This window comes from Mycobacterium sp. GA-0227b (genome assembly GCF_001499855.1).
Lineage (GTDB): Bacteria > Actinomycetota > Actinomycetes > Mycobacteriales > Mycobacteriaceae > Mycobacterium.
In genome coordinates this window covers 58,004-82,106 of record NZ_LQIK01000002.1, presented here as the reverse complement: position 1 = coordinate 82,106, position 24,103 = coordinate 58,004, and the positions used below count along the sequence as shown (strand labels likewise).

Below are 24,103 nucleotides of genomic sequence, written 5' to 3'. Positions count from 1 at the left end.
GTGATTGCCGGATCGGTGCCGTTGAGATCGATCGTACCGAGGGCCGCAAACGAGGGCGCCGACGGCGGGTTGCTTACTGCGGCGGGAGTGCGTCCGAGGTCATCTCGATGAGCGCGAGGCGGAACTGCTCGCTGAGCTCCTCGACCGTGTAGGCCTCGAAGCGGGTCGTGTCGTACCACCAGTCGATGTGCACGTCACCGTCGGCCCGGTACACCCGCACCTCGAGCGCATGGCCGAGAGCGGGCGGGGTTTCTTGAACCGGGGCCTGCTCGGACGCCTGGCCGATGTAGTTGAAGTACACGTCGGACGGCTCGGCGGTGACATGCTCCGAGGCGGCGGCCAGCGTGCGGTGCACGGTTGCGAGCATCTCGTTGGCGCTGGCCTGCTGCGGAGTCGCGCACACCATGGGCACCGCGTCGAGCAGGGCGCCGCGCTCGCTGGCGATGTCGACGGGCACCACGCCATCGCCGAGTGTGCGCGCCACCGTCCTGGTCAGGGCCGCCAGCAGGATCTCGTCGGCCGGCAGGTCGAGCCATTCGCCGGCGCCGTCGAGTTCCGCGGTCAACTCAGCACTGGGCGGAGTCGACAGTTTCGCCATGGTCGCCGATCGGGTCGTATCGGCGAGGTGGTCCGTCACGCGAACCGGTGCATGAGCAAATACGCCGAACGGGTGCAGAACCTCAGATGTCGGCGCAGCCGGATAGGGGGCAACCATGAAACCCAAGATAGCTCAGCTGTCCCAAATTTGGGAGACACATCCCAAAACCGTGACGCCAGTGTCAATAAAGGCACCCCTGGCCGATTTGCGGGTGCCATCGCTCATTTCGGGAACTTACGTTAGAGTAAGTGGATGCCACGGACCGACGAGAACGGCAGGCAGCTGAAAGCACTGCTGGACTATCTCCTCGACGGCGATGTCGAGGCGAAGGACATCTACGACGCTCTCGGCACGTCGAGCAGCACCTACTACCGTCGGATCAAAGAAGCCGACTACCCCGATGCAGAGGAATTGCGCCGGGTGGCCGATCGGTTCGGCCTCAGCTATCCCGACCTCCAGGTCCGGTTCGGGCTGATGACGAGGCAGGAAGTCATGCGCTACGTCGAATCCCTGTCGGCGTCGGGCAGTTCGCCGACCGCGCTGCGGGAGGCGATCCGGACGCGCACCCGCGCACCGAAGCTCTCGGAGCTGCGGCCGCGCAGTGACGCTCCGCCCCTATAGCCGTACAATTTGCCGAGTACCACAGCGGCCCGAAGGCAACCTCCATGGCTTTGGCGACACTCATCGCGATAACGCTTTGCTGTATCGCGTGGAGTCTGTGGATCCGCCGTGTCACCTGGTCATCTCGCTGGGAGGTCGCGGCTACCCTCAACATCGCTTTGCAAGGCATGGCGGTGCTGCTCATGTCTCCCTGGGCGTCGGAGACGCTCGGTGTCGCCCTGCACGCGCTGACGGGGAAATGGAACGTCGAAGACTTCATCGGGCACGACTGCTACATCGTCGCCGCGTCCGCCGTCGTCTACAACGCGCTGGGTCGGCTGCAGGACGACCATTTGTTGCAGCGGTCGTTCCGACAGTACGTCGAGTTGCCAGCCACACTCTGCATCCCGGTGCTGCTGGCGACCTTCTCCCTCGGTAACGGCGCGCGGATCTACAAGCCGGACTTCTTCCAGGTGCCCACCGACTTCTGGCTCAACATGTACTGGTTGGTCCTGTGCGGCATCCTCATCTATCTCCTGGGTTACGGCAGCCGGGCCCTGCTGGTGCTGCGCAGGGACCCGCGGTCGCGCAAGATCGCCAACGTCTATCTGATCTCGTCGGCCGCGGGCATCGCCGCCTGCGTCGTCCGGTTGCTCACCGCCTACATTCCCGCACTGCAGCAACTCGACGGAGGAACGACCCTGGTGTGGGTGTTCGCGTGCATGTGCGGCGCCGGCTTCGCGCTGACCTCGGCGGAGTCCTGGCGCCAGAAGACCAGGTGGTTCAGTAGCGCTCCGCTGACCGACCGCTAACCGGCGACCGAGCGCGACACCCCGCAGAACGGCGCCCCCAGGTCGGGCACCGTCTGGTAGCCGCGCCTGCGCGCCCGTGCCGCATCGCGCCGGATCAACGCCTGCAAGCCGGCGAACGACGCCTGGTCGAGCACCATTCGTGTCAGCAGCCGGTTGTGGACGAAACCGAACGACAACCCGCTCGTGGGATCGGCCCAGCCGACCGACCCGGCCAAGCCGGCATGGCCGAAGCCGGGCATGAATCCCGGCGGGACCGGCAGCGAATGGTAGCCGAGATGAAAACTCAACGGCACGAAGATGTTTCGGTCCGGCCAATAGCTCGGCCTGCCGGTGAGCGCCGCAACGCGCTCTTCGGACAGGAACTGCTTGCCCTCGATCCGGCCGCCATTGGCGATTGCGCCGTACATCTTGGCCAGGCTGCGTGCGGTCGCGACCCCGTTGGCCGCCGGAATCTCGGCATCCAGGAACGGGGTGTCGCCCTGGACGACGGCCTTCATCCCGGGAAAGTACATCGACCCGAACATCCCGGAAACGCCGAGCGCTGCCACCCGCGGGGCGATGAAGTTGAAAACCGGATTGGCCAACGTGCCCTGCGGCGCGAGGATCTGCGCCGCGCGGGTCGGCGCGTCGACGGGTGGGCGGCCGAGGTGCAGTCCGTCGGTGTCGAGCGGTTCGGCGAGTTCCTCGCGGATCAGGTCGCGCATGCCTTTGCCGGTCACCGCGCGGCCGAGGCCGGACATCAGCCAGCCGTAGGTGAGCGCGTGGTAGGCCTGATGGCCGAACAGGAGTTTGTTGACCGGCGCGGACGCCACTCGGTGCTCCATCACGCGGTGGTCGAGCAACTCGGCCTTCGTGCAACCGTTGAGATGAGACAGCCCGGCCCGGTGCTGCATCATGTCTCGCACCGTGATCCGGCTCTTGCCCTTGACGCCGAACTCGGGCCAGTACTCGGCGACCGGGGTGTCGTAGTCGATCAGGCCGCGGTCGGCCAGGCGGTGTATGACGGTCGACGCCAGGCCCTTGGTGACCGAGAAAACCATCGCGCCGGTGTCGGCGTTCCAGTACTGGGTCCCGCGGCGATCCGAGTAGCCGGTCCACACGTCGACGACGGGTTCCCCGTGCAGGTATATCGACAGCGCGCCGCCGCCGTAGCGGCGGCCGGGAAACAGCCGGGCGAAGCCCCGCACGGTGCACCCGAAGTTCGAATCGGCTGCGCCCTGGACACCGTGCGGAAGCGCTGCGCTGAGCTCCCTGCTCTTGACACCCGTCACAATGTATTGAATTTACTCGTAACCCCGGCTAATAAACCTTGTGTTACCTATTCGTTAGGTTCGCCCATGTCAGAGGCGTCGAGCAGGTGTTGTGCAGCAAGCGCGGGGGTCAGTTCGCCGTCGCGGACCTGCCGTTCGATCTCGGCGCGGACCTCCTTGACCTTCGGGTTGGACAGCACCCGGTCGAGGACCGCGTCGCGCACCATCGACCATGTCCACTCGACCTGCTGGGTACGGCGGCGACTTTCGAACTCCCCTGCCTCGGTCAGCACATCGCGATGCTTGAGCACGGTCGCCCACAACTCCTCCAGGCCTGCCCCTTCCAACGCGCTCATCGTGAGAACCGGTGGGCGCCATAGGGTTTCGCGGGGATAGATGAGACGGATGGCGCCGGCGAGCTCGCGGGCGGCCCTCTTGGCCTCCATCGCGTGCTCACCGTCGGCTTTGTTGACCACCACGATGTCGGCGAGTTCGAGCACGCCCTTCTTGATTCCCTGCAACTGGTCGCCGGTGCGCGCCAGCGTGAGGAACACGAAGGTGTCGACCATGTTGGCCACCGTGACCTCGGATTGTCCGACGCCGACGGTTTCGACCAGAACCACGTCGAAACCCGCGGCTTCGAGCAGCACGATCGTCTCCCGGGTGGCCTTGGCGACGCCGCCCAACGTGCCCGAGGTCGGTGACGGTCGGATGTAGGCGTCCGGATGCACCGCCAGTCGGGCCATCCGGGTCTTGTCACCGAGGATCGAGCCGCGGGTGCGGGTCGAGGACGGATCGACCGCCAGCACCGCGACCCGGTGCCCCTGTTCGATCAGGTACATGCCCAGCGCCTCGATCGTCGTCGACTTTCCCACGCCCGGCACCCCGGTGATCCCGACGTGCATCGCCTTGCCCGCATGGGCGGTCAGTTTCAGCAGCAGTTCCTGTGCCTGCTCGCGGTGGTCGACGCGGGTCGACTCGACCAGCGTGATGGCCCTCGCCAGGGCGGCGCGGTCACCGTCCGCCACGGCGGTCGCGAGATCGGCGATCGGCTCAGCCATCTATTCGAGGCGGTAACCGAGTCGCTCGGCCAGCTTGTGCAGCAGGCCGATTGCGGCTTCGGCGATCACCGTGCCGGGCGGGAAGATCGCGGTCGCGCCCGCCGCGTAGAGCTCGTCGAAGTCACCCGGCGGGATGACGCCGCCGACCACGATCATGACGTCGGGTCTGCCGACCTCGGCGAGCGCGTCGCGCAGCGCGGGCACCAGGGTCAGGTGCCCGGCCGCAAGCGACGAGACACCGACGACATGGACGTCGTTGTCGGCCGCCTGCCGCGCGACCTCATCCGGCGTGGAGAACAGCGAGCCGACGTCGACGTCGAAGCCGATATCGGCGAACGCGGTCGCGATCACCTTCTGCCCGCGGTCGTGACCGTCCTGGCCCATCTTCGCGATGAGGATCCGGGGCTGGCGGCCGTCGGCCTCGGCGAACTTCTGCACGAGGTCGGTCGCTTGAGTGATGTTGCTGACCCCTCTGCCCCCCATCTCGTCGCGGTAGACGCCGGCGATCGTACGGATCTCCGCGACGTGGCGCCCGTAAACCCGCTCCAGCGCATCGGAGATCTCGCCGACGGTGGCCTTGGCCCGCGCGGCATTGATGGCCAGCGCCAGCAGGTTGTTGCCGAGCCCGTCCGGACCGGCGGGCTCGCGGGTGCCCGCGGCCCGGCTCAGGTCGGCGAGCGCCGCGTCGACAGCGGCCTGATCGCGGTCGGCGCGCAGCTGTTCGAGTTTGGCGAGCTGTTCGGCGCGCACCCGGCTGTTCTCGACCTTGAGCACCTCGATCTCGTGGTCCTCGTCCACCTGGTACTTGTTGACGCCGATCACCGTCTGTTGCCCCGAGTCGATACGGGCCTGCGTGCGCGCCGCCGCCTCCTCGATGCGCAGCTTCGGGATGCCGTCGGAAATCGCCTGGGCCATACCGCCGTGCTCGACGACCTCGCCGATGTGCATGCGCGCCGCGGTCGCCAGTTGGTGGGTCAGCCATTCGACGTAGTACGAGCCACCCCACGGGTCGATCGGCCGCGTGGTGCCCGACTCCTGCTGCAGCACCAACTGGGTGTTGCGCGCGATCCGCGCCGAGAAGTCGGTCGGCAGCGCCAGCGCCTCGTCGAGCGCGTTGGTGTGCAGTGACTGCGTGTGCCCCTGCGTCGCGGCCATCGCCTCGATGCAGGTGCGCGCGACGTTGTTGAACGGGTCCTGCGCAGTCAGCGACCAACCCGACGTCTGCGAATGGGTGCGCAACGACAGGGATTTGGAGCCCTTCGGATTGAATTCGGCGACCAACTCGCTCCACAGCAGCCGGCCGGCGCGCAACTTGGCGACCTCCATGAAGAAATTCATGCCGATGCCCCAGAAGAACGACAGCCGCGGCGCGAACTTGTCGACGTCGAGCCCGGCGTCCAGGCCTGCCTTGATGTACTCGACACCGTCGGCGAGCGTGTAGGCCAGCTCGAGATCGGCTGTGGCACCGGCTTCCTGGATGTGGTAGCCGGAGATCGAAATGGAGTTGAACTTCGGCATCTTTGCGCTGGTGTAGCCGAAGATGTCGGAGATGACCCGCATCGACGCCTGCGGCGGGTAGATGTAGGTGTTGCGGACCATGAACTCTTTGAGGATGTCGTTCTGGATGGTTCCGGCCAGCTTCTCCGGCGGCACCCCCTGCTCCTCGGCCGCGACCACATACAGTGCCAGGATCGGCAGCACCGCACCGTTCATCGTCATCGAAACCGACACCGTCGACAGGTCTATCCCGTCGAACAGCTGACGCATGTCGAGGATGGAATCGATTGCCACCCCGGCCATTCCGACGTCACCCTGGACCCGCGGGTGGTCGGAGTCGTAGCCGCGGTGGGTGGCCAGGTCGAACGCCACCGAGAGGCCCTTCTGGCCGGCGGCGAGGTTGCGCCGGTAAAAGGCGTTGGACTCGGCGGCGGTGGAGAAGCCCGCGTACTGCCGGATGGTCCACGGTTGGTTGACGTACATCGTCGGGTACGGCCCCCGCACGAACGGCGGTTCGCCCGGGAACGTGTCGAGCGGGTAGCCGGCCGCGACCGCCGCGTCCCGGTCGGCGCCGATGTAGACCGGCTTGACGTCGATGCCCTCCGGCGTCACCCAGTCCACCTGGTCGACGCTGTATCCGTGTGCGGCGGCCGCCGCTTCGACATGAGCGGCGACGGCGGTCTCGGTCGGCGCCCCGACGGTGCGCTCTCCGTTCAACGGGACGTCGGCGAAGCTGCCGATGTCCTTTCCGATCCCCGCGGTGGCGGTCACCTCAGGCCCCCAATCTGGTGAGCAGGTCCGACAATGTTCCGACCGCATCGATTTTTGCGGTCAGATAGCCGTCCGGTTTCGAATCCGCTTGTGCTACAGCCTTTTCCGGCCCGGCAAGCAGAACATGCGAGGCGCCGGCCGCACGGGCGGAGTCGACGGCCGCGGAGGCCTCCGTCGCGTAGCGCGCGTCAGTGCCGCAGATCACCGCGATCGCGGGCATGCCGTTGGTCGTCTCGGTCACCGCCTCGATGCCTCCCGACGCGAGCAGGTTCGTCGCGAACGTGGTGCGGATGTTGTGCTCGGCGAGCGGACCGAGCGGCAGCAGCAGCACCTTCGGCCTCGCGCCCGTCTTTTCGAGGAAGGCGTCCGACCGGTCCCGCAGCGCCTCGAAACCGGCCGCATAGCGCTGCACCCCCGACAGCGAATCACCTTGCGGAAGCGCAGGTTCGGCGATATCGGGGAACTCGTTCACGCCCGTGAGCGAGGTGCGCCGGTGGGCGATGTCGTCGGCTCTGCTGGCCGCGACGTCGGCGATCTGGCCGGCGACGTAGTCGGCGGCGTCACCGAAACCGCCGCGGGACTCGATGTCCTGGAAGTGCTTCCAGGCCTGCGCGGCGAGCTGCTCGGTGAGGTCTTCGACATACCAGGAACCCGCCGCGGGGTCGAGTACGCGGCCCAGATGTGACTCCTCGAGCAGCAGCAGCTGGGTGTTGCGGGCGATCCGACGGGCGAAGCTCGGGGCGGTTCCGGGGAAGCCACCGGCGATCGCGACGTCGAACGGGTGCACCTGGACGGTGTCCGCGCCGCCGATGCCCGCCGAGAAGGCGGCCAGCGTGGTGCGCAGCATGTTCACCCAGGGATCGCGCTTGGTCATCATCGGCAGCGAGGTCACTGCGTGCAGGGTGGCGGCCCCCTGCTCCGGCGCCCCGACCACCTCGGCCACGCGGGCCCACAGCCGGCGCGCGGCGCGCAGCTTCGCGATCGTCATGAACTGGTCGTCATCAGCGGCGACGCGGAAGCTGAGCTGGCGCAGGGCATCCGGAACCGCCATACCGCTTTGGCCCAGCAGCCGCAGGTAGCTCACCCCGGCGGCGACCATGCCCGCCAGCTCCCAGGACGCGTTGGCGCCGAGATTGTGGAATGCGGGACCGTCGACGGTGATGGCGCGAACGTGCCCGCCGTAGGCGTCCAGCTTTGCCGCGGTTGCCACCACGTCGCCGACGTCCGTCGCCTGCCGCCCGCTCAACGGGGCGGTCAGCGGGTCGGCACCGAAGTCGACCGAAAGCCGGGACCGCTGGTCGGCGTCGAGGTCGCTCAGCAAGCCGAGCACCGCATCGGCCGCGGAAACGTAATCCGGCCCGGCGATCTCGAAGAGAACCGGAACGAGATCGAGGTAGACGCCGTCGAACAGCCGGTCCAGTTCGGTCGCCGGCACACCCGCGGGAGCGCCGACGCGGATGACGAGCGCGCTGACGCCTTCGGTCAGACCGAGCAATATGGCGCCGTTGTGTTCGGTCAGGCTGCCGGAACCGTTCGCCGGGAACGCCTCTGCCACCTTCCACCCCGTTTTGACGTCACGCAGCGCGTCACCGCCGCGCACGAACGGCCACTGGCCGGGCAGCGGCGGTTCGGGCAGCGCGTCCAGGCTGGTGTAGAGGGGCCGGATCGCGAAGCCGTCGTAGGTCGGCGAATCCAGTAGGCGTTCGGGTTCGGCGGGCAGATCGGCGGGATCGCGTCGGGTGCTTTTTGCCAGCACCCCGGCAACCGCTGAGCGCCAACGCTCTCGATCGGCCTCGACCGCAGTGGGTTTCTGCACGATCATCAGGCTAAATGATCGCCATCACACCGGCGTTGGCCGGGCAGCCGACTCAGGCGCTCGCCGACAGGTGTCTGTGGCCGTCGTTCCGTAGTCTTAGTAGGCGTGAACACCGTCGTCAGCACCCTGCGCGCGGTCCGCGGCGCGGTGGTCGCGACGCTTTCGGGCGTCTCGCGCGTGCGTCTGGCAGGCTCTCTGGCGGGCATTGTGATTCTCGTCGCAGTTGCGTTGCTGGTTCCGCTGCCGACCGCCGTGGAGCTCCGCGACTGGGCGACGTCGGTCGGGCCGTGGTTCCCGTTGGCGTTCCTGGCCGCCCACATCGTGGTGACGGTGTTCCCGTTCCCGCGCACCGCCTTCACGCTCGCCGCGGGCCTGTTGTTCGGACCGGTGCTCGGCATCCCGCTCGCCGTGACGTCCGCGACGGTCAGCGCGGTGCTGGCCTTGCTGCTGGTGCGCGCCGTCGGCCTGCACCTGAACCGGTTGGTGCGCCACCCGCGGGTCCAGTCGCTGGACGCGCGGCTGCGTGAACGCGGCTGGCCGACCGTGCTTTCGATGCGGCTGATTCCCGCCGTGCCGTTCTCCGTGCTCAACTACGCGGCGGGCGCGTCGTCGGTGCGTGTGCTGCCGTACTCGCTGGCCACCCTCGCGGGGCTGCTGCCCGGCACCGCGGCGGTCGTCATCCTCGGCGACGCGCTCACCGGCAACGTCAGCCCGCTGCTGGTGCTGATTTCGCTGTGCACCGCCAGTCTGGGCGTCGCGGGCCTGGTCTACGAAATCCGCGTGCACCGGCGTCATCACCGCGACCGGATCGCGGAAGCCGATCAGCCCGTGCGGGTGACGAGGTAGCCCGGCGTCGCGACTGCGTTGCCCTCTTGCGTCGACTAAACATTTGTTTACAATAGTAAACATGCATTCACCTCCTTCCGATGATCGGACCGCGCGGGCGCGAATCCGTGACGAGGCGCTGCGGCTGTTCAGCCAGCGCGGTCCAGACGCGGTCACGATGCGTGACATCGCCACGGCGGCGGATGTGTCCCCGGCGCTGTTGGTACGCCACTACGGATCCAAGGACGGCCTGATCGATGCCGTCGACGACCACGTGGTCGGCACCCTCGAGGCGCTGCTCACCGCGGTCACGGCGAGAACCGCCGAAGTGGGCATGGGCCCGGCCGCAGTGCCGACGATGCTCGACGGACTCGCGACCCACCTGCCGCCCGACTCCCCGATCCCCGGGTATCTGAGCCGCCTGCTCCTCGACGGCGGACCGGTTGGGGCTGCGCTCTTCGAGCGACTGCACCAGATCAGCATCGGCGTGCTCGATTCGATGGTGGCCGCTGGCACCGCAAGCCCTGGCGAGGATCCCGCTGTGCGGGCTGCGTTCTTGCTGGCCAACGATCTGGCGGTGCTGACGCTTCGCAACCGGCTCACCGAGGCGCTCGGCGTGGACCCGCTCTCCGACGCCGGCATGAAGCGTTGGGCCGCCGAAGTTTTCACGATCTACCGGGGCGGGCTGGGCGGACAAGCCGAGCGCCTCGGGTGAGGAATCAGGAGAGGAAACGATGTCAGCATCCAACGTGTTCGCCAATGCAGGCGCCAGCATCCTGCGCAACCGTCGCCTCATGCGCGCCCCGATCTGGCTCTACAAGGCCCGCCTCGGGGCGATGTTCGGTCAGCGGATGCTGATGCTCGAACACATCGGCCGCAAATCCGGACAGCGCCGCGACGTCGTGCTCGAGGTCGTCGACCATCCCACGCCCGAAACATTCGTCGTCGCTTCGGGGTTCGGCACGCGGGCCCAGTGGTTCCGCAACATCGAGGCCAACCCTGCCGTGCGCGTGTACGTCGGCAGCCGTCCGCCCGCGCCGGCCACCGCCCGAATCCTCGACCAACGCGAACGCGACCGGGTGATGGCCGCTTACCGCAGCGAGCGACCGAAGGCATGGGCACAGTTCAAGCCGGTTCTGGAACAGACGCTCGGCGAACCGATCACCGACACGAACACCCCGCTGCCATTGGTTGAACTTCGGTTGGACACGGCGCGCGCATGAGCGTGTTCGACCGGGTCGTCGCCCCGGGCGCGACCCGAGACGAGATCGCGCTCAGTGTGGCCGGCGCCGCGGCCGGCGCGATCCTGGCCGCGGCGTTGGCGTGGCATGCCGGATGGTCGCCGCTCGCCGTGGTGGTGGTCATGGTCGTCGCCGCCGACGGCTTCGGTGGCGTCGTCGTCAACGCGACCGCCTCCAACACACGCTGGTTTCACAGGCCGAAACGCACTCGGGCACTCCGGATCTCCTACGTTGCCGCGCACGTGCATCCCTTCGTGCTGGCGTTGTTCGTGCCCGGCTTCAGCTGGACAGCGGCGTTCGTCATCTACGCAGTCGTGCTGACCGCCGCCCTGGCGATCACTGTGTCACCACCGACACAACGCCCACCCGTGGCCTTCCTGTGCGCTGCGCTGTGCCTGGCGACCGCGAGCGTGCTCACGATCCCGACCGCCGTGTCGTGGTTTGCCCCCGTCCTGATAGTCCAGCTGCTGTTGTCCCACCAGCTTTCCTTCGCCGCGCCGAGCCGGTCCACGACATGAGAATCCTCATCAGCGGCGGCGGCATCGCCGGTATGACGTTGGCGTATTGGCTGCACCAGAACGGACACTGTCCGATCGTGGTCGAGCGTGGCTCGTCGGCCCGCTCCGGTGGATACGGCATCGACTTCGGCGGCACGGGATATGACGTCGCGGCCCGGATGGGAATCGCAGCGAGCCTGGCATCACGCCAGCTACCGGTCAGCGCGGCCGAGTTCACCGACGCGGACGGCCATGTGTTCGCCTCGCTGAGCCGGGCCTTGGTGGACCGGATCTCGCGGAGTCCACACCTGGGCGTGATGCACGGGACGCTGGAGGAGGCCCTGGCCGAGGCGATGGCACCCAACGTCGAGATCCGTTATGGCCACTGGATTGTCGCGATAGATCAGCGACCCGCCGGCGTGGACGTCACCTTCGCCGACGGACAGCGCGACACATTCGATCTGGTAGTGGGCGCAGACGGTGTCCATTCCCGTACCCGGGAACTCGTCTTCGGATACGAGCCTGCGTTCCTACGCCATCTGGGCTACCTGGTTGCCATCCACCCGATCGCTGATCGCTTCGGGCTGGGTGACGTTCGCACGCACTACACCGAACCCGGACGACAACTGGTGCTCTACCCCACCGGCGCGCCCGGCGAACTGATCGCGTTGTACCTGTTCCGCTCGGACATCACCACGCGTGTCGATCCCCGACACCGTGCGCAACTGCTGCGCGACGTCTACGGCGGAATGCGTTGGCACACCGCGTCAGTGCTCGATCAGCTACCCGACTCCATCTTCATGGACACGCTCACTCAGATCACCATTCCCCGCTGGTATGACGGCCGCGTGGTCCTGGTCGGCGACGCCTGCGGCGCAACCACGCCGGCCTCGGCACAGGGCGCGTCCATGGCCATGGCCGGCGGGTATCTGCTTGCCGACGCTCTACGGGCGCATCCGAACGACCACGAGGCCGCCTTCGCCGAGTACCAGCGAAGACTGCGGCCCGAGGTCCGTCATCGACAGCGCACCGCCCGACGGTTCGCCCGTGGCCTGGTGCCGGCGACGAAGCCGGGTCTGGCGGCGCAGCGGGTCGTCATGCGCTGTGTCATGCGCGACGCCTTCGCCGGTCTTTTGCGCCGGCAGTTCGGTGCCGACACCATCCTGTCGAGCTGATCGCCCTACAGCGAGTGCGCGCCACCTTCGGTCCGGGCGGATCCCAGCGACTGAGGGGGCGGCGCCGGGTTCAGGCCCGGCCCGGTCACCGGAGTCCGTGCGTCGGCCTCCGCCTTCGCGACCGCCTGGGCGATCGCCGGATCCGTCTCGGTGCTGAACCAGTCGGCGACCTCGTCCTCGTCGTCGGTCTTCGGCGGCGTGTCGTCTACCGGCGACGGTGTATAGCGGAACACCCCGTCCTCGCCGGGCGCGCCGAGCAGCTTGGTGAATCCCTGCAGCGCAGAACCGAAGTCGCTGGGCACCAGCCACACCTTGTTCGCCTCGCCCTTGGCCATCTGCGGCAAGGTCTGCAGGTACTGGTAGGCCAGCATCTCCGGGGTCGGCCTGCCGGCCTTGATCGCCGCGAACGTCTTCTCGATGGCCTTGGCCTGCCCCTGCGCCTGCAGGTAGGCGGCGGCGCGTTCGCCTTGCGCACGCAGCATGCGCGACTGCCGGTCGGCCTCAGCGGCCAGGATCGCCGCCTGCTTGGCGCCCTCGGCGGCCAGGATCTGCGCCTGCTTCTGGCCTTCGGCCTGTTTGATCGCCGCTTCGCGCGAGCCCTCGGCGGTGAGGATCATCGCGCGCTTCTCGCGGTCGGCGCGCATCTGCTTTTCCATCGAGTCCTGGATCGACGGCGGCGGGTCGATGCTGCGCAGTTCAACGCGCGCCACGCGCAGACCCCACCGGCCGGTGGCCTCGTCGAGCACGCCGCGCAGCTGGCCGTTGATCTGGTCGCGTGACGTCAGCGTCTGCTCCAACGTCATACCGCCGACGACGTTGCGCAGCGTGGTCGTGGCCAGCTGTTCGACGCCGACGATGTAGTTGCTGATCTGATAGACAGCCGCTTGCGGATTGGTGACCTGGAAGTAGACGACGGTGTCGATGTTGACGGTCAGGTTGTCCTCGGTGATCACCGGCTGCGGCGGGAACGACACCACCCGCTCCCGCAGGTCGACGCGCGCGCGGATCCTGTCGACGAACGGCAGCAGCAGCGTCAGCTGACCCGACACGGTCTTGCTGTAGCGGCCGAGCCGCTCGATGACCGCCGCCTCTGCCTGGGGTATCAGCGCTATCGACTTCGCGACGATGATGGCGGCGAACACCACCAGCACGCCGACGAGGACCAGACCTGCGACGGCACCTTCCATGACGGGTTCCTTCCCTTCGTCCGGGTTGCCCAGCGAATCCTCTAGACGACTTTCTGCACGACGGCGGTGGCGCCGTCGATGTGGACGACGGTCACGTGGTCGCCGGGTTCGTAGACATCGTTCTCGTTGTAGGGCCGCGCGGTCCAGATCTCGCCGTCGAGCTTGACCTGTCCTTCGTGGCGGGCGACCCGATCGAGCACCAGCGCGCTCTTGCCCTCCAGCGCCTTCGCCGGATCGGGCAGGCCGGTGCCGGCCTGGAAGTGCCTGCGCAGCGCTGGGCGCACCAGCACCAGCAGCAGGACGGACACCACCGCGAAGACGGCGCCGTGGACCCACAGGTCGTCGAAGATCAGGCTCGATCCGGCCGCTGCCAGCGCCCCGCCGCCGAGCATGAGCAGAAACAGGTCGCCGGTCAGGGCTTCGGCCCCGGCGAGCGCCAGCGCGGCAATCAACCAGATCAGCGCAGCAGGCATGACGTCACCCTATCGCGTGAGCGGCCTGATACGGGCCTAACAACTACACTGCGAACATCATGTGGTGTCCCAGTGTTTCGTTGTCGGTGTGGGCCAATGCCTGGCTTGCGGGCGCGGCCGCTCCCGACGATGTCCTCGACGCGCTATCGCTATGGGCGCCAAAGCATTCGGTCACGGCGTACGACTCCGTCGCCGCCGGCGCGACCGGGCTGCCGTGGCCCGATCTGCTCGACGCAGGTGCGATGTCGCTCCTGCAGACGCTGCGCACCGCAGCGGGTCCCGGCGCGACGGCGCCGGCCGTCAGGTTGGCGCTGCCGGTTCCCGGCGACGTGCGCGGCCTGCCTGCGGGGACCCAGTTCCAGCGCGATGCGGTGACGGCTGGTGAGGCAATCCTCGTCTCGGGCGCGGGGTCGATCGGGCTGGTACCGGATTTCGAGTACGACGAACTCGACGTCGACGACGAATTCGACCGCGAGCCGTGTGGACTGTCGTGGACCGTGTACTCGGTACCGGCCGACGCGGCCACGGCGCCGGAGTATTTGGACCTCGGCGAGGCGGAGTACGCCCTGCGTTCGGCGGTTCGGTCGGCGGCCGAGGCGCTGGGGACGTTGCGGGCGGGCGCGGCGGACATCGACGTCGAGGATCCGCGCGGGCTCGTCGAGCAGGTGCTGGAATCCACGCGGGTGCACCGGTTTCCCGACCATGCGCCGAGCCGGGCCCTGCGGGTGCTGGAGAACGCCGCGCACGTCGATGCGATCATCTCGGTCAGCTCCGGGTTGATCCCGATCGGGCTGCACAGCTCCGCCGAGGTGCAGATCGCCAGCGACGCGCTGCGGCCGCTGTCGACGGTGGTGCGCTCCGCGCGGATCGCCGCCGTCGACGCCATCCTGCGCTCGCCCTGGCGAAGCTAGCCGGTGCAGGCCGGCGTGCACACCACCCCGTCCACCGAGTAACCCTGCAGGGGTGGCGGATCGGCGCCCGGCACTCTTGCCGGGGCTCGGCCGTCCCGTAACTCGGCGAGCAGATCGGCGGCCACCACCGCGAGGTCGGCGTTGGGTGTCGCGGCCCGGGCGAACGCGACGCCGGCTTGCTGGGCCTGCAGGCGCAGTTCATGATCGAGGTCCCAGACCACCTCGATGTGGTCTGCGACGAACCCGATCGGGCAGATGACGACGGCCGTGGTCCCGCCCGCGGCGAGCGCCGACAGATGGTCGGCCACATCGGGTTCCAGCCACGGGACCTGCGGCGGACCCGAACGTGACTGCCACACCTGGTCGTATTCCCGGTAGCCGGCCGCAGCGGCGACGCACTTCGACGCGTATGCCACCTGTCGCTCGTAAAGGTCTGTGCCACAACGGGACCGGGCCGCGAGCGGAATCGAGTGGGCGGTGAACACCAGGCGGGCGCCGTCGGGCACCGTCTGCGCGGCCGCGGTGACCGCATCGGCGAACATCTGTACGAACAGCGGATGGTCGAAGTACTGACGCAGTTTGATCAGCTCGGGCGCCGAGTCACCCGCCGCCCGGCGTCCCCTCGCGATGTCCTCGACGTACTGTGTGCAGCTCGAGTAGCCGCCCCACGCCGAGGTGGCGAATACCGCCGCGCGGCGCACCCCGTCGTCGCGCATGGCGATGACGGCGTCCTCGACGTAAGGCGCCCAGTTGCGGTTACCGAAGTACACCGGCACGTCGGTGTAGGCGCGCAACCGCTCGATCACCGCCCGGTTGATGCCGTTGATCGGCGACACGCCGCCGAAGTGCAGGTAGTGCTCGGCCACGGCGGCCAACCGCTCCCGCGGGATCCCCCGCCCGCGGGTGACGTTCTCCAGGAACGGGATCACGTCCTCGGGACGCTCCGGACCGCCGAACGACAGCAGCAGCACGGCATCGAAAGCCGAGTCGCCCGGGCCGGCGGAACGCTCCATTCCCTATAACAGCTGCGTGCTGGCGCCGCCGTCGGCGTAGACGACGGTGCCGGTGGTGGCCGGCAGCCATTCCGAGATCAGCGCCAGCACGGTCTTGGCCACCGGCGTCGGGTCCTTCATGTTCCAGCCCAGCGGTGCGCGCTGATCCCAGCCCTCCTCGAGCAGCTTGATCTGATCGCCGGCGTCGTCGCCGAGCGCCCCGCCCACGATCGCGCTCATCGCGAGTGTCCGAATCGGTCCTGCGGCAACCAGATTCGAGCGCACCCCGTACGGGCCGGCCTCCCTGGCAACGAACCGGTTGACCGACTCCAGCGCGCTCTTGGCGACGGTCATCCAGTTGTAGGCCGGCATCGCCCTGGTCGGGTCGAAGTCCATGCCGACGATCCCGCCGCCGCGATTCATGATCGGCAGCAGCGCCTTGGCCAGCGAAGCGTACGAGTAGGCCGAGATGTGAATGCCCTTCGACACATCCTCGTAGGGCGCGTCGAAGAACGGGTTGATGCCCATCCCCGACTGCGGCATGTAACCGATCGAGTGCACCACGCCGTCGAGCTTGTTGCCCTCGCCGATGACCTCGGTCACCCGGTCGGCCAGCGTGTCGAGGTGCTCGGGGTTCTGCACGTCGAGTTCCAGCAGTGGAGCCGGGTTCGGGAGCCGGTCGGCGATCCGCTGGATCAGCTTCAGCCGGTCGAACCCCGTCAGCACCAGCTCGGCGCCCTCCTCCTGCGCCACCCGCGCGATGTGGAACGCGATCGAGGAGTCGGTGATGATCCCCGTGACGAGGATGCGCTTGCCTTCCAGAAAGCCTGCCATGTCTTTGTCTGTCTCCTCTAGCCGTGTCTTCTAATGGCCCATGCCCATGCCGCCGTCGACCGGGATGACGGCACCGGCGATGTAGTTCGCGTCCTCGGACGCCAGGAAGCTCACCGCCCCGGCGACATCCTCGGCGGTGCCGACCCGCTTCGCGGGGATGAACTCCAACGCCCCCTGCTGAATCCGCTCATCGAGCGCCCGGGTCATCTCGGTGTCGATGTAGCCGGGAGCCACCACGTTGGCGGTGACGTTGGCCTTGGACAGCTCCCGGGAGATCGAGCGGGCCATGCCGATCAAGCCCGCCTTGGCGGCCGCATAGTTGGCCTGGTTGCCGATCCCCCACATACCCGACACGGAGCCGATGAAGATGATCCGGCCGAAGCGCTTGCGCTGCATGCTGCGCGAGGCCCGCTGGGCCACCCGGAACGCTCCGGTGAGGTTGGCGTTGATGACCTCGGTGAACCGCTCCTCGGTCATCCGCATGAGAAACGCATCCTTGGAGATCCCGGCATTGGACACCAGCACCTCGACGGCGCCCTGATGCTCTTCGACCTCTTTGAACGCGCGGTCGACGGCGTCGTTGTCGGTGACGTCGCACACCACCCCGAACAGGCCCTCCGGGGCTCCGGAACCGCGGTGGGTGACGGCGACCTTGTGGCCGTCGGCGGCGAGCCGCTGAGCAATGGCCAGACCGATGCCTCGGTTGCCACCGGTCACCAGCACCGAGCGCGAGACGAAAGGCGGACGGCCACCAGCCGTTTGGCCGGCGGTGTCGGCCGAATCATCGGTCACTGTCATGCCCGCCAACCTATCGTCTGGACGTCATTTCTAAGAAATCGCCTTAGTTCGACGTCTTCAGAGCGGCAACCGACGGTTGATCAGCAGGCTCGCCACCGCCGCGGCCGCAGCGACCAGAGCGCCGAGCCGCAGCCAGCCGCTGGTGGCCTCGCCGCGCACGGTCTCGTAGCCGATCTGGTCCTGGAGGGTTTCGTACACCTTGTTCAGCTCGTCGAGGTTGGAGGCGGTGTAGGCGTCGCCACCGGAAAGCTCGGCGATCTTCTTCATGCCCTCGTCGTCGACCGGCACCGGGACCCGCTCGTTGTTGACCTCGACCGACCCGTTGGGAGTGCCGAAGGAGATCGTGGAGATCGGCACACCCTGGTCCTTGGCGGCCCGCGCCGCGGTGAAGGCGCCCTTCGGATTGTCCGGATTCGACGGGACGGTCTCCTTGCCGTCGGAGAACAGCACGATGCGCGCGGGCGGCGGTTCGTCGCCGCCACCGATCACCGCCCCGACGGTGGAGATCGACGAGAGCGCGGTGAAGATGGCCTCACCGGTGGCGGTGCGGTCGGCCACCTGCAGATTGTCGATGGCGCGCCGGCTCGCGTCGCGGTTGGTGGTCGGCGACACCAACACCGTGGCGGTGCCGGCATAGGCGATCACTCCCAGGTTGATGCCCGGGGTGAGCTCGTCGACGAACTTCTTCGACGCCTCCTGCGCGGCGGCCAGCCGGCTGGGCTCGACGTCGGTGGCGCGCATGGATTGCGACACGTCGATCGCCAGCATCACCACCGCACGGTTGCGCGGCAGCCGTTGGTCGTGGGTGGGCCCGGCCAACGCAATCGTGCACAGCAGCAACGCGATTGCCAGCAGCGCCGCGGGAACGTGCCGCCACGGGCTGGGGCGCTTCGGCGCCACACTGTCCAGCGACTCGGTGTTGGCGAACTGCTGCAGTCGCCGGCGCCGAGCGAATTGGGCCGCGACGTACAACCCGACCAGCGCCAGCAGGATGACCAGGAACAGCAGAAACCACCAGATGTGCTGAAATCCCGTCAGCGATACCGGCCCGAGCAGCGGAAGCGTCATGTCAGCTGGTCATCCCTTGCGAGTCAGTTCGGCAGCCGGCGGTTGATGAACAGCGCCGCCAGCGTCGCCAGCGCGAGCGCCAACGCTCCGAGCCGCAGCCAGCCGACACTCGCGTCGCCCCTGATCGTCTCGTAGCCGATCTGCTGCTGCAGGTTGGCGTAGACCTCCCGCAGCTGTTCGAGGCTGGACGCGGTGTACGCCTCACCGCCGGACAGATCGGCGATCTTCTTGAGCATTTCGTCGTCGACGGGCACCGGCTGCCGTTGGTCGTTGATCTCCACGTAGCCGTAGGGGGTGCCGAACGAGATCGTCGAGATCGGCACGCCCTGATCCTTCGCGGTGCGGGCGGCGGTGTAGGCGCCCTTGGGGTTGTCGGGGTTCGACGGCACGGTCTCCTTGCCGTCGGAGAACAACACGATGCGTGCCGGCGGCGGTTCGTCGCCGCCGCCGATCACCGCACCGACCGTGGCGATCGCCTGCAGCGCAGTGAAAATGCCCTCACCGGTGGCCGTGCGGTCGGCGAACTGCAGTTTGTCGATCGCGGCCTTGGTGGCCTCACGTCCGGTGGTCGGCGACACCAGCACGGTCGCCGTGCCGGCGTACGAGATCAGCCCGAGGTTGATACCCGGGGTGAGCTCGTCGGCGAACTGTTTGGACGCCTCCTGGGCCGCGGCCATGCGGTTCGGTGCGACGTCGGTGGCCCGCATCGACTGCGACACGTCCATGACGAGCATCACCACCGCGCGGTTACGCGGTATGCGCACGTCGTGCGTCGGACCGGCCATCGCCACCGTGAGGAACACCAGAGCGATCACGAGCAGGATCGCGGGCACATGCCGCCAGCGCGTAGCGCGTTTGGGCGCAACGCTTTCCAGCAATGCCATGTTGGCGAACCGCAACATCCGCCGGTGCCGGGCCAGCTGGACGACGATGTAGAGCCCGACGATCCCGAGTACCGCGAGCAGGAACAGGAAGAACCAGGCGTTTTCGAAGCCCGACAGCGTCATCGGTCCGAGCAACGGCAAAGTCATGTGCGCCTAATCATTTCGCGACGATCCGATCTAGACACGGCCTGCCAGGGCGCCACGCCTGCGGTTGGCGACGAACCGGACGACGTCGGCGATCCAGTCACGGTCGGTGCGCAACGTCAACAGCGGGGCGTCGCATCGCCGCAGCGTCCTCGCCACCTCTGCGCGGTGGGCGGCCGCGGCCCGTTCGAAGTCGTCGCGCAACTGTTCGTCGATGGTGAACTCGCGGGTGGCGCCGGTCTCGGCGTCCTGCAGGACGACGTCGCCGACCGGTGGCAGCTCGACGTCGCGCGGATCGAGGATCTCGATGCCGAGCACCTCGTGGCGACCGGCGATCGCCCGCAGCGGCCGCATCCAGTTGATCGGGCCGAGGAAGTCGCTGATGATCACCGCCATGCCGCGACGACGCTCAGGCCGGCGCAGGGCGTCGATCGCGGCGGCCAGGTCGCCGCGAACGCCCGTCGGCGCCTTGGGCATCGTCGCGATCGCGCGCAGCATCTCCTGCTCGTGCATCCGGCCCGACAATGCCGGCACCCGCCGCACGGTGTCGCCGTTGGCGATGATCGCGCCGATCCGGTTGCCTCCGCCGCTGTTGAGGAACGTGATCGCCGCCGCGGCGGCCACCGCGAGGTCACGCTTCTCGCAACCGGTCGTGCCGAAATCGAGGCTGGCCGACATGTCGACCACCAACCATGTTTCGAGCTCGCGGTCGGCGATCATCTGTCGCACATGCGGATGGGTGGTGCGGGCCGTGACCGACCAGTCCATCCTGCGCACGTCGTCACCGGGCTGATAGAGCCGCGACTCCCCCGGCTCCGAACCGGGACCCGGAAGCAGGCCGAGGTGGTCGCCGTGCAGGACGCCGTCGAGCTTGCGCCGCACCGTCAACTCGAGCTTGCGAAGCGCCGCCGTCAGCGCAGGGTCACGGATCTCCCCCCGCTTGAGCGACGGCAGATCGACGTTGCGGCCGGAAGTGGTCACCGATTGCTGGCCGCACCTGCGGCGGCGGGCACGACGGGCGGCACCGAATGACCTTGCTGCGGAATCGCATTCACCTGCGGCAGGGCCACGGTCTGCAGGATCCGGGTGATCACCGTCTCGGCGGAGATCTCGTCGGCCAACGCGTCGTAGGTCAGCACCAGCCGATGCCGCAGCACGTCGGGGATGACCTCGACGACGTCCTGCGGGATCACGTAGTCACGCCCGCGCACCAGCGCCAGCGCCCGGGCCGCCGCGATGATGCCGAGCGATGCGCGCGGTGACGCGCCGTAGGCGATCCAGGCCTTGGCGTCGGGCATTCCGAACTTCTCCGGCTGCCGGGTCGCGGTCACCACCCGGACGACGTAATCGACGAGAGCATGGTGCACGAAGTTGTTGGCCGCCACCTCCTGCAGTCTCAGCAGGTCACCCGGCGCCAGAATCTGCTTGGGCTCCGGCGGCTTGACCCCCATCCGGTAGATGATCTCGCGCTCTTCCTCGGGCGAGGGGTAGTCGATGTTGAGTTTGAACAGGAAGCGGTCGCGCTGAGCTTCGGGCAGTGCGTACACGCCCTCCTGCTCGATCGGGTTCTGGGTGGCCATCACCAGGAACGGCTGGGGCAGCGGGAAGGTCTTGCCGCCGATCGAGATCTTGCGCTCGGCCATGACCTCCAGCAGCGCCGACTGCACCTTCGCCGGGGCGCGGTTGATCTCGTCGGCGAGCAGGAAGTTGACCACCACGGGGCCGAGCTCGATGTCGAACTCCTCCTTGCCCACCCGGTAGATACGGGTACCGATGATGTCGGTGGGTACCAGGTCGGGCGTGAACTGGATGCGCGCGAACGTGCCACCCACCACCTTGGCGAAGGTCTCGACGGCCAGCGTCTTGGCGACGCCGGGCACACCCTCGAGAAGCACATGGCCCTTGGCGAGCAGGCCGACCAGCATGCGCTCGACCAGTTGGTCCTGACCGACGATGATCCGCTTGACCTCGAAGACGGCCCGCTCCAGCGTGTGGACCTCCTGCTGCAGACCGCCGTTATTGGAGGCCGGGTTGGTCGCCGGCGCGGCATGCGAGCCCTGGTATCCCTGCGCCGGTGCCTGGCCGGGATAACCTGCAGCGCCCTGCGGCGGCCCACTCGGTGACGTCATCAACGTTCCTTCCACATAACTCGCTGGTCATAGCGGCGCTGGCCGGTCCGGGCCGCACGCTCGCCGTCAACTATTCCAGGCACCGCGAAATCCGTCGACGTTGCCCGACGATGAGCGCGTGCGCGAAAAGAATTCAACAAGCGCCCTCAGGTTCGGCTAAGGCTCCGCTCAGGTTCGGGCTCAGGACTCGATGATGCGCGCCACGTACGGCTGCAGGCCCGAGTGGCGCACCGGGCTCACCGTGACCTTCCCGGAGTTGCTCGAGGCCTCCAGCATCTGGCCACCGCCGAGGTAGAGGGCGACGTGCTGGCTGCCGCCGGGCCCCCAGAACAGCAGGTCCCCGCGCTTGGCCTGCGACGTCGGCACCTTGCGGCCGGTGTCGTACTGGTCGCCTGAGTACTTGGGGATCAGCACGCCCACACCCGCGAACGAGAACTGGGTGAAGCCCGAGCAGTCGAATCCGACGGTGTTGGCGCCCGAGTCGATACCGCGGCTGGGTCCGTTCGGCTTGCCACCGCCCCACGAGTACGGCACGCCCATCTGCGAGGCGCCCCGGCGGATCACATACTCGATGGCCTGCGGCCCGCGGACCCGTCCCGGCGCGACGCCGGCCGTCGCCGCCTCCGGGGGCGCGAGGCCCAGCGTGGACAGGAACTTGCGGCCCAGGTTCATCGTGACTTCGGTGGCCTGCGCGGTCGCGGCGAGCGATGCATTGGCGATCGCGAGCGGATCGCCCGGCGCGCCGGCGCTGAGCAGCTTGGGCAACGTGGGGTCCCACTGACCGTCGCCGGGCGCCGAGGCGGCGGGCGTGGCCAGTCCGACAGTCAGCGCAACCGCGGCGAGCAGGAGCGCGCAACCGCCGAGGAAGCGAGTCAGCTTGGAGCGCAAGGTATTCCTAATCTCTTTATCTCTTTCAAATCTCTTTCGAATCTCCTTGAGCCGTCACCATTCGATGAGACGAGTCGCGTACGGGGTCATGCCGCTGGTGCGCACCGGTGACACCTTCACCACCGATCCGGTGTAGGGCGCTTCGAGCATCTGTCCGTCGCCGAGATAGAGGGCCACATGCTGGCTGGCGTTGGGGCCCCAGAACAGCATGTCGCCACGCCGCATCTGCGACGACGGGACCTTACGTCCGGCGTTGTACTGCGAACCGGAGTAGTGGTCGAGCTTGATGCCGACACCGGCGAACGCGTAGAGCATCAGGCCCGAGCAGTCGAATCCGACTGTGCCCGCGCCGGAGTCGATGCCCCGGCTCGGGCCGGCGGCGTTGCCGCCGCCCCACGAGTACGGCACGCCGAGCTGCGACATGGCCCGCTTGATCACGTACTCGGTGGCCTGCCTGCCGTAGACCCGGGGAATCGCGCCGGGAGCGTTGGTGTAGCCGGTCGGAGTGGGCAGCAGTCCCAGCGACTGCAGGAACTTGCGGCCCATGTCCTGGGTCACCTGCGCCGACGTCGACGCGATTCCGAGCACCGCGTTGATGATCGCGATCGGATCACCGCTGACGAAGGCGCTGGGAATCGCGGGCAGCGTCGGGTCCCACGGCCCGGCCCAGTTGCCGGTGCCCGGATCCCGGCCCTGCGGTGCGCGGTCCCAGTTGTCGTTCGCCGGGGCCGCGGCCGCCGCCGGTGCCGCGGGGGCGTCCGCCGCCGGCGCGGACGCGGTGCGCGCCTGCGCGAGCTTCGCCTGCGCGGCGGCGCGCTCGGCGGTCAGCTTGTCGAGTTGGGCCTGTTGAGAGCGGAACGTCTCCTGCGCGTCGGTGAGTGCCGACACCGCCGAGCGCTGGCTGGCTTCGGCGTCGGCGACGGCCTTGTCGGCGTTCTGCTTGGCCAGTCGCACCGCGGAGTCGCGGTTGACCTGCTCGGTGCGGGCCCGCTGCAGATCGGCGATGACCTTCTGCGAGCTGAGCGTCAACGTCTGCCCGACCGCGGCGGTCTTGACGATCTCCGCGGGATCACTCGCGGTCAGGTACGAGTCGGAAGGGCCGTTGACGTATGTCGCGGCCGCGAACGAGTCGAACCGCTTCTGCGCCTGCTCGATTGCGATGTTGGCGTCTTGGACACGCTGTCTGCTCGCGTCGACCTCGCGCTGTGCGGCATCAGCGTTCTCCCGGGCGTTCTGCACGTCGAGGATCGCCTTGTTGACGCTCTCCTGCTGTTGCTGAATCGCGGCGCCGAGGTCCTGCAACTTCTGATCCGCTTCGGCGACGGCGGCGACGAGTGCGGCAAGGCTGTCGGGGCTGCTGGGTTGCGCCACGGCCAGGCCGGGGGTGGCTAGCAGCACGACCGCCGCGAGCAGAGCCGCGCAGAACCGTTCACACGGCCAAGTGGCCAATGCGCGAGTGATGGGTCTCATCCGACTCAGTTCTCCTATGGCTCTCAGGCGAACGTGCGGACACATTCGTCGGGTCACTGTGCGCATTAGTCACAAAATGCACATCTACAACACAGTTACCGATTGCACCGTACGTCACATCTGACGCCAAAGAAACTCAAGTCACAAATTACAAGTTTGTAATTGAATGTAGTGTTATCGAG

General features: G+C 67.9%; 24 protein-coding genes. 8 read left to right on the top strand and 16 right to left on the bottom strand.

Annotated features, from left to right (window positions below; all coding sequences use genetic code 11):
• Positions 1-73: 73 nt before the first annotated feature.
• Entirely contained in the window at positions 74-715 is a 642-nt protein-coding gene (locus AU185_RS03055) for a hypothetical protein (RefSeq protein WP_059100031.1), read from the bottom strand.
• A 135-nt stretch (positions 716-850) separates the two neighbouring features.
• Here AU185_RS03055 and AU185_RS03050 point away from each other — a divergent pair, with 135 nt between their 5' ends.
• Both AU185_RS03050 and AU185_RS03045 read left to right on the top strand, forming a co-directional pair.
• A complete protein-coding gene (locus tag AU185_RS03050; RefSeq protein WP_059100030.1) occupies positions 851-1,219 on the top strand; it encodes a hypothetical protein in 369 nt (122 codons plus the stop codon).
• Positions 1,220-1,263: 44 nt separating this feature from the next.
• On the top strand, positions 1,264-2,010 hold the full coding sequence (locus AU185_RS03045; RefSeq protein WP_059100029.1) for a hypothetical protein: 747 nt from the start codon (positions 1,264-1,266) through the stop codon (positions 2,008-2,010).
• Here the strand turns inward: AU185_RS03045 and lipL are convergent.
• The 4 genes from lipL to mutA are packed head-to-tail and all read right to left on the bottom strand — an operon-like array spanning position 2,007 to position 8,411.
• Complete coding sequence (gene lipL / locus AU185_RS03040; protein ID WP_059100028.1) at positions 2,007-3,281, bottom strand: esterase/beta-lactamase LipL; 1,275 nt, start codon at positions 3,279-3,281, stop codon at positions 2,007-2,009. The two genes, AU185_RS03045 and lipL, sit on opposite strands and share 4 nt — an antisense overlap.
• A 47-nt stretch (positions 3,282-3,328) precedes the next feature.
• Positions 3,329-4,321 carry a methylmalonyl Co-A mutase-associated GTPase MeaB gene (gene meaB / locus AU185_RS03035; protein ID WP_059100027.1) on the bottom strand — a complete coding sequence of 331 codons (993 nt, stop codon included), beginning with the start codon at positions 4,319-4,321 and terminating at the stop codon, positions 3,329-3,331.
• Positions 4,322-6,589 (bottom strand): methylmalonyl-CoA mutase, encoded by a 2,268-nt coding sequence (scpA, locus tag AU185_RS03030; RefSeq protein WP_059100026.1) that lies wholly within the window; start codon positions 6,587-6,589, stop codon positions 4,322-4,324.
• Position 6,590: 1 nt separating this feature from the next.
• Complete coding sequence (mutA, locus tag AU185_RS03025) at positions 6,591-8,411, bottom strand: methylmalonyl-CoA mutase small subunit (protein WP_059100025.1); 1,821 nt, start codon at positions 8,409-8,411, stop codon at positions 6,591-6,593.
• A gap of 99 nt (positions 8,412-8,510) precedes the next feature.
• Here mutA and AU185_RS03020 point away from each other — a divergent pair, with 99 nt between their 5' ends.
• From AU185_RS03020 to AU185_RS03000, 5 genes are all read left to right on the top strand, one after another.
• Complete coding sequence (locus AU185_RS03020; protein ID WP_059100024.1) at positions 8,511-9,251, top strand: TVP38/TMEM64 family protein; 741 nt, start codon at positions 8,511-8,513, stop codon at positions 9,249-9,251.
• Between the two features lie 61 nt (positions 9,252-9,312).
• Positions 9,313-9,945 carry a TetR/AcrR family transcriptional regulator gene (locus AU185_RS03015; RefSeq protein ID WP_059100023.1) on the top strand — a complete coding sequence of 211 codons (633 nt, stop codon included), beginning with the start codon at positions 9,313-9,315 and terminating at the stop codon, positions 9,943-9,945.
• A 19-nt stretch (positions 9,946-9,964) separates the two neighbouring features.
• A complete protein-coding gene (locus AU185_RS03010; protein ID WP_059100022.1) occupies positions 9,965-10,453 on the top strand; it encodes a nitroreductase family deazaflavin-dependent oxidoreductase in 489 nt (162 codons plus the stop codon).
• Positions 10,450-10,989, top strand: a complete 540-nt coding sequence (locus AU185_RS03005) for a hypothetical protein (RefSeq protein WP_059100021.1) — start codon at positions 10,450-10,452, stop codon at positions 10,987-10,989. The genes AU185_RS03010 and AU185_RS03005 overlap by 4 nt, the downstream gene beginning before the upstream one ends.
• Positions 10,986-12,143, top strand: coding sequence for an FAD-dependent monooxygenase (locus tag AU185_RS03000; protein WP_059100020.1), 1,158 nt, complete (start codon positions 10,986-10,988; stop codon positions 12,141-12,143). Before AU185_RS03005 ends, AU185_RS03000 begins: the two co-directional genes overlap by 4 nt.
• A 5-nt stretch (positions 12,144-12,148) precedes the next feature.
• Here AU185_RS03000 and AU185_RS02995 read toward each other — a convergent pair whose 3' ends face one another.
• Positions 12,149-13,330 carry an SPFH domain-containing protein gene (locus tag AU185_RS02995; protein ID WP_059100019.1) on the bottom strand — a complete coding sequence of 394 codons (1,182 nt, stop codon included), beginning with the start codon at positions 13,328-13,330 and terminating at the stop codon, positions 12,149-12,151.
• 41 nt (positions 13,331-13,371) lie between these two features.
• A complete protein-coding gene (locus AU185_RS02990; protein ID WP_059100018.1) occupies positions 13,372-13,803 on the bottom strand; it encodes an NfeD family protein in 432 nt (143 codons plus the stop codon).
• A gap of 59 nt (positions 13,804-13,862) precedes the next feature.
• On the opposite strand from AU185_RS02990, the gene AU185_RS02985 reads away from it, so the two are divergent.
• Positions 13,863-14,714 carry an Rv1486c family protein gene (locus AU185_RS02985; protein ID WP_059100017.1) on the top strand — a complete coding sequence of 284 codons (852 nt, stop codon included), beginning with the start codon at positions 13,863-13,865 and terminating at the stop codon, positions 14,712-14,714.
• Here the strand turns inward: AU185_RS02985 and AU185_RS02980 are convergent.
• From AU185_RS02980 to ripA, 9 genes are all read right to left on the bottom strand, one after another.
• Positions 14,711-15,727, bottom strand: coding sequence for a ferrochelatase (locus AU185_RS02980; protein WP_059100016.1), 1,017 nt, complete (start codon positions 15,725-15,727; stop codon positions 14,711-14,713). The genes AU185_RS02985 and AU185_RS02980 overlap by 4 nt on opposite strands.
• Positions 15,728-15,730: 3 nt before the next feature.
• Positions 15,731-16,540, bottom strand: coding sequence for an NADH-dependent enoyl-ACP reductase InhA (gene inhA / locus AU185_RS02975; protein ID WP_059100015.1), 810 nt, complete (start codon positions 16,538-16,540; stop codon positions 15,731-15,733).
• Positions 16,541-16,570: 30 nt separating this feature from the next.
• Complete coding sequence (gene fabG1, locus AU185_RS02970) at positions 16,571-17,338, bottom strand: 3-oxoacyl-ACP reductase FabG1 (RefSeq protein ID WP_059100014.1); 768 nt, start codon at positions 17,336-17,338, stop codon at positions 16,571-16,573.
• 57 nt (positions 17,339-17,395) lie between these two features.
• The gene (locus AU185_RS02965; protein WP_059100013.1) at positions 17,396-18,406 is read right to left on the bottom strand and encodes a VWA domain-containing protein; all 1,011 of its coding nucleotides are present in this window, start codon (positions 18,404-18,406) and stop codon (positions 17,396-17,398) included.
• Positions 18,407-18,429: 23 nt separating this feature from the next.
• Positions 18,430-19,437 (bottom strand): VWA domain-containing protein, encoded by a 1,008-nt coding sequence (locus tag AU185_RS02960; protein ID WP_059100012.1) that lies wholly within the window; start codon positions 19,435-19,437, stop codon positions 18,430-18,432.
• A 30-nt stretch (positions 19,438-19,467) separates the two neighbouring features.
• On the bottom strand, positions 19,468-20,415 hold the full coding sequence (locus tag AU185_RS02955; RefSeq protein ID WP_059100011.1) for a DUF58 domain-containing protein: 948 nt from the start codon (positions 20,413-20,415) through the stop codon (positions 19,468-19,470).
• Complete coding sequence (gene moxR1, locus AU185_RS02950; RefSeq protein ID WP_059100177.1) at positions 20,412-21,563, bottom strand: chaperone MoxR1; 1,152 nt, start codon at positions 21,561-21,563, stop codon at positions 20,412-20,414. The genes AU185_RS02955 and moxR1 overlap by 4 nt, the downstream gene beginning before the upstream one ends.
• Positions 21,564-21,743: 180 nt before the next feature.
• Complete coding sequence (gene ripB, locus AU185_RS02945; RefSeq protein WP_082683715.1) at positions 21,744-22,451, bottom strand: NlpC/P60 family peptidoglycan endopeptidase RipB; 708 nt, start codon at positions 22,449-22,451, stop codon at positions 21,744-21,746.
• 54 nt (positions 22,452-22,505) lie between these two features.
• Positions 22,506-23,921, bottom strand: coding sequence for an NlpC/P60 family peptidoglycan endopeptidase RipA (gene ripA / locus AU185_RS02940; protein WP_059100010.1), 1,416 nt, complete (start codon positions 23,919-23,921; stop codon positions 22,506-22,508).
• Positions 23,922-24,103 lie beyond the last annotated feature (182 nt).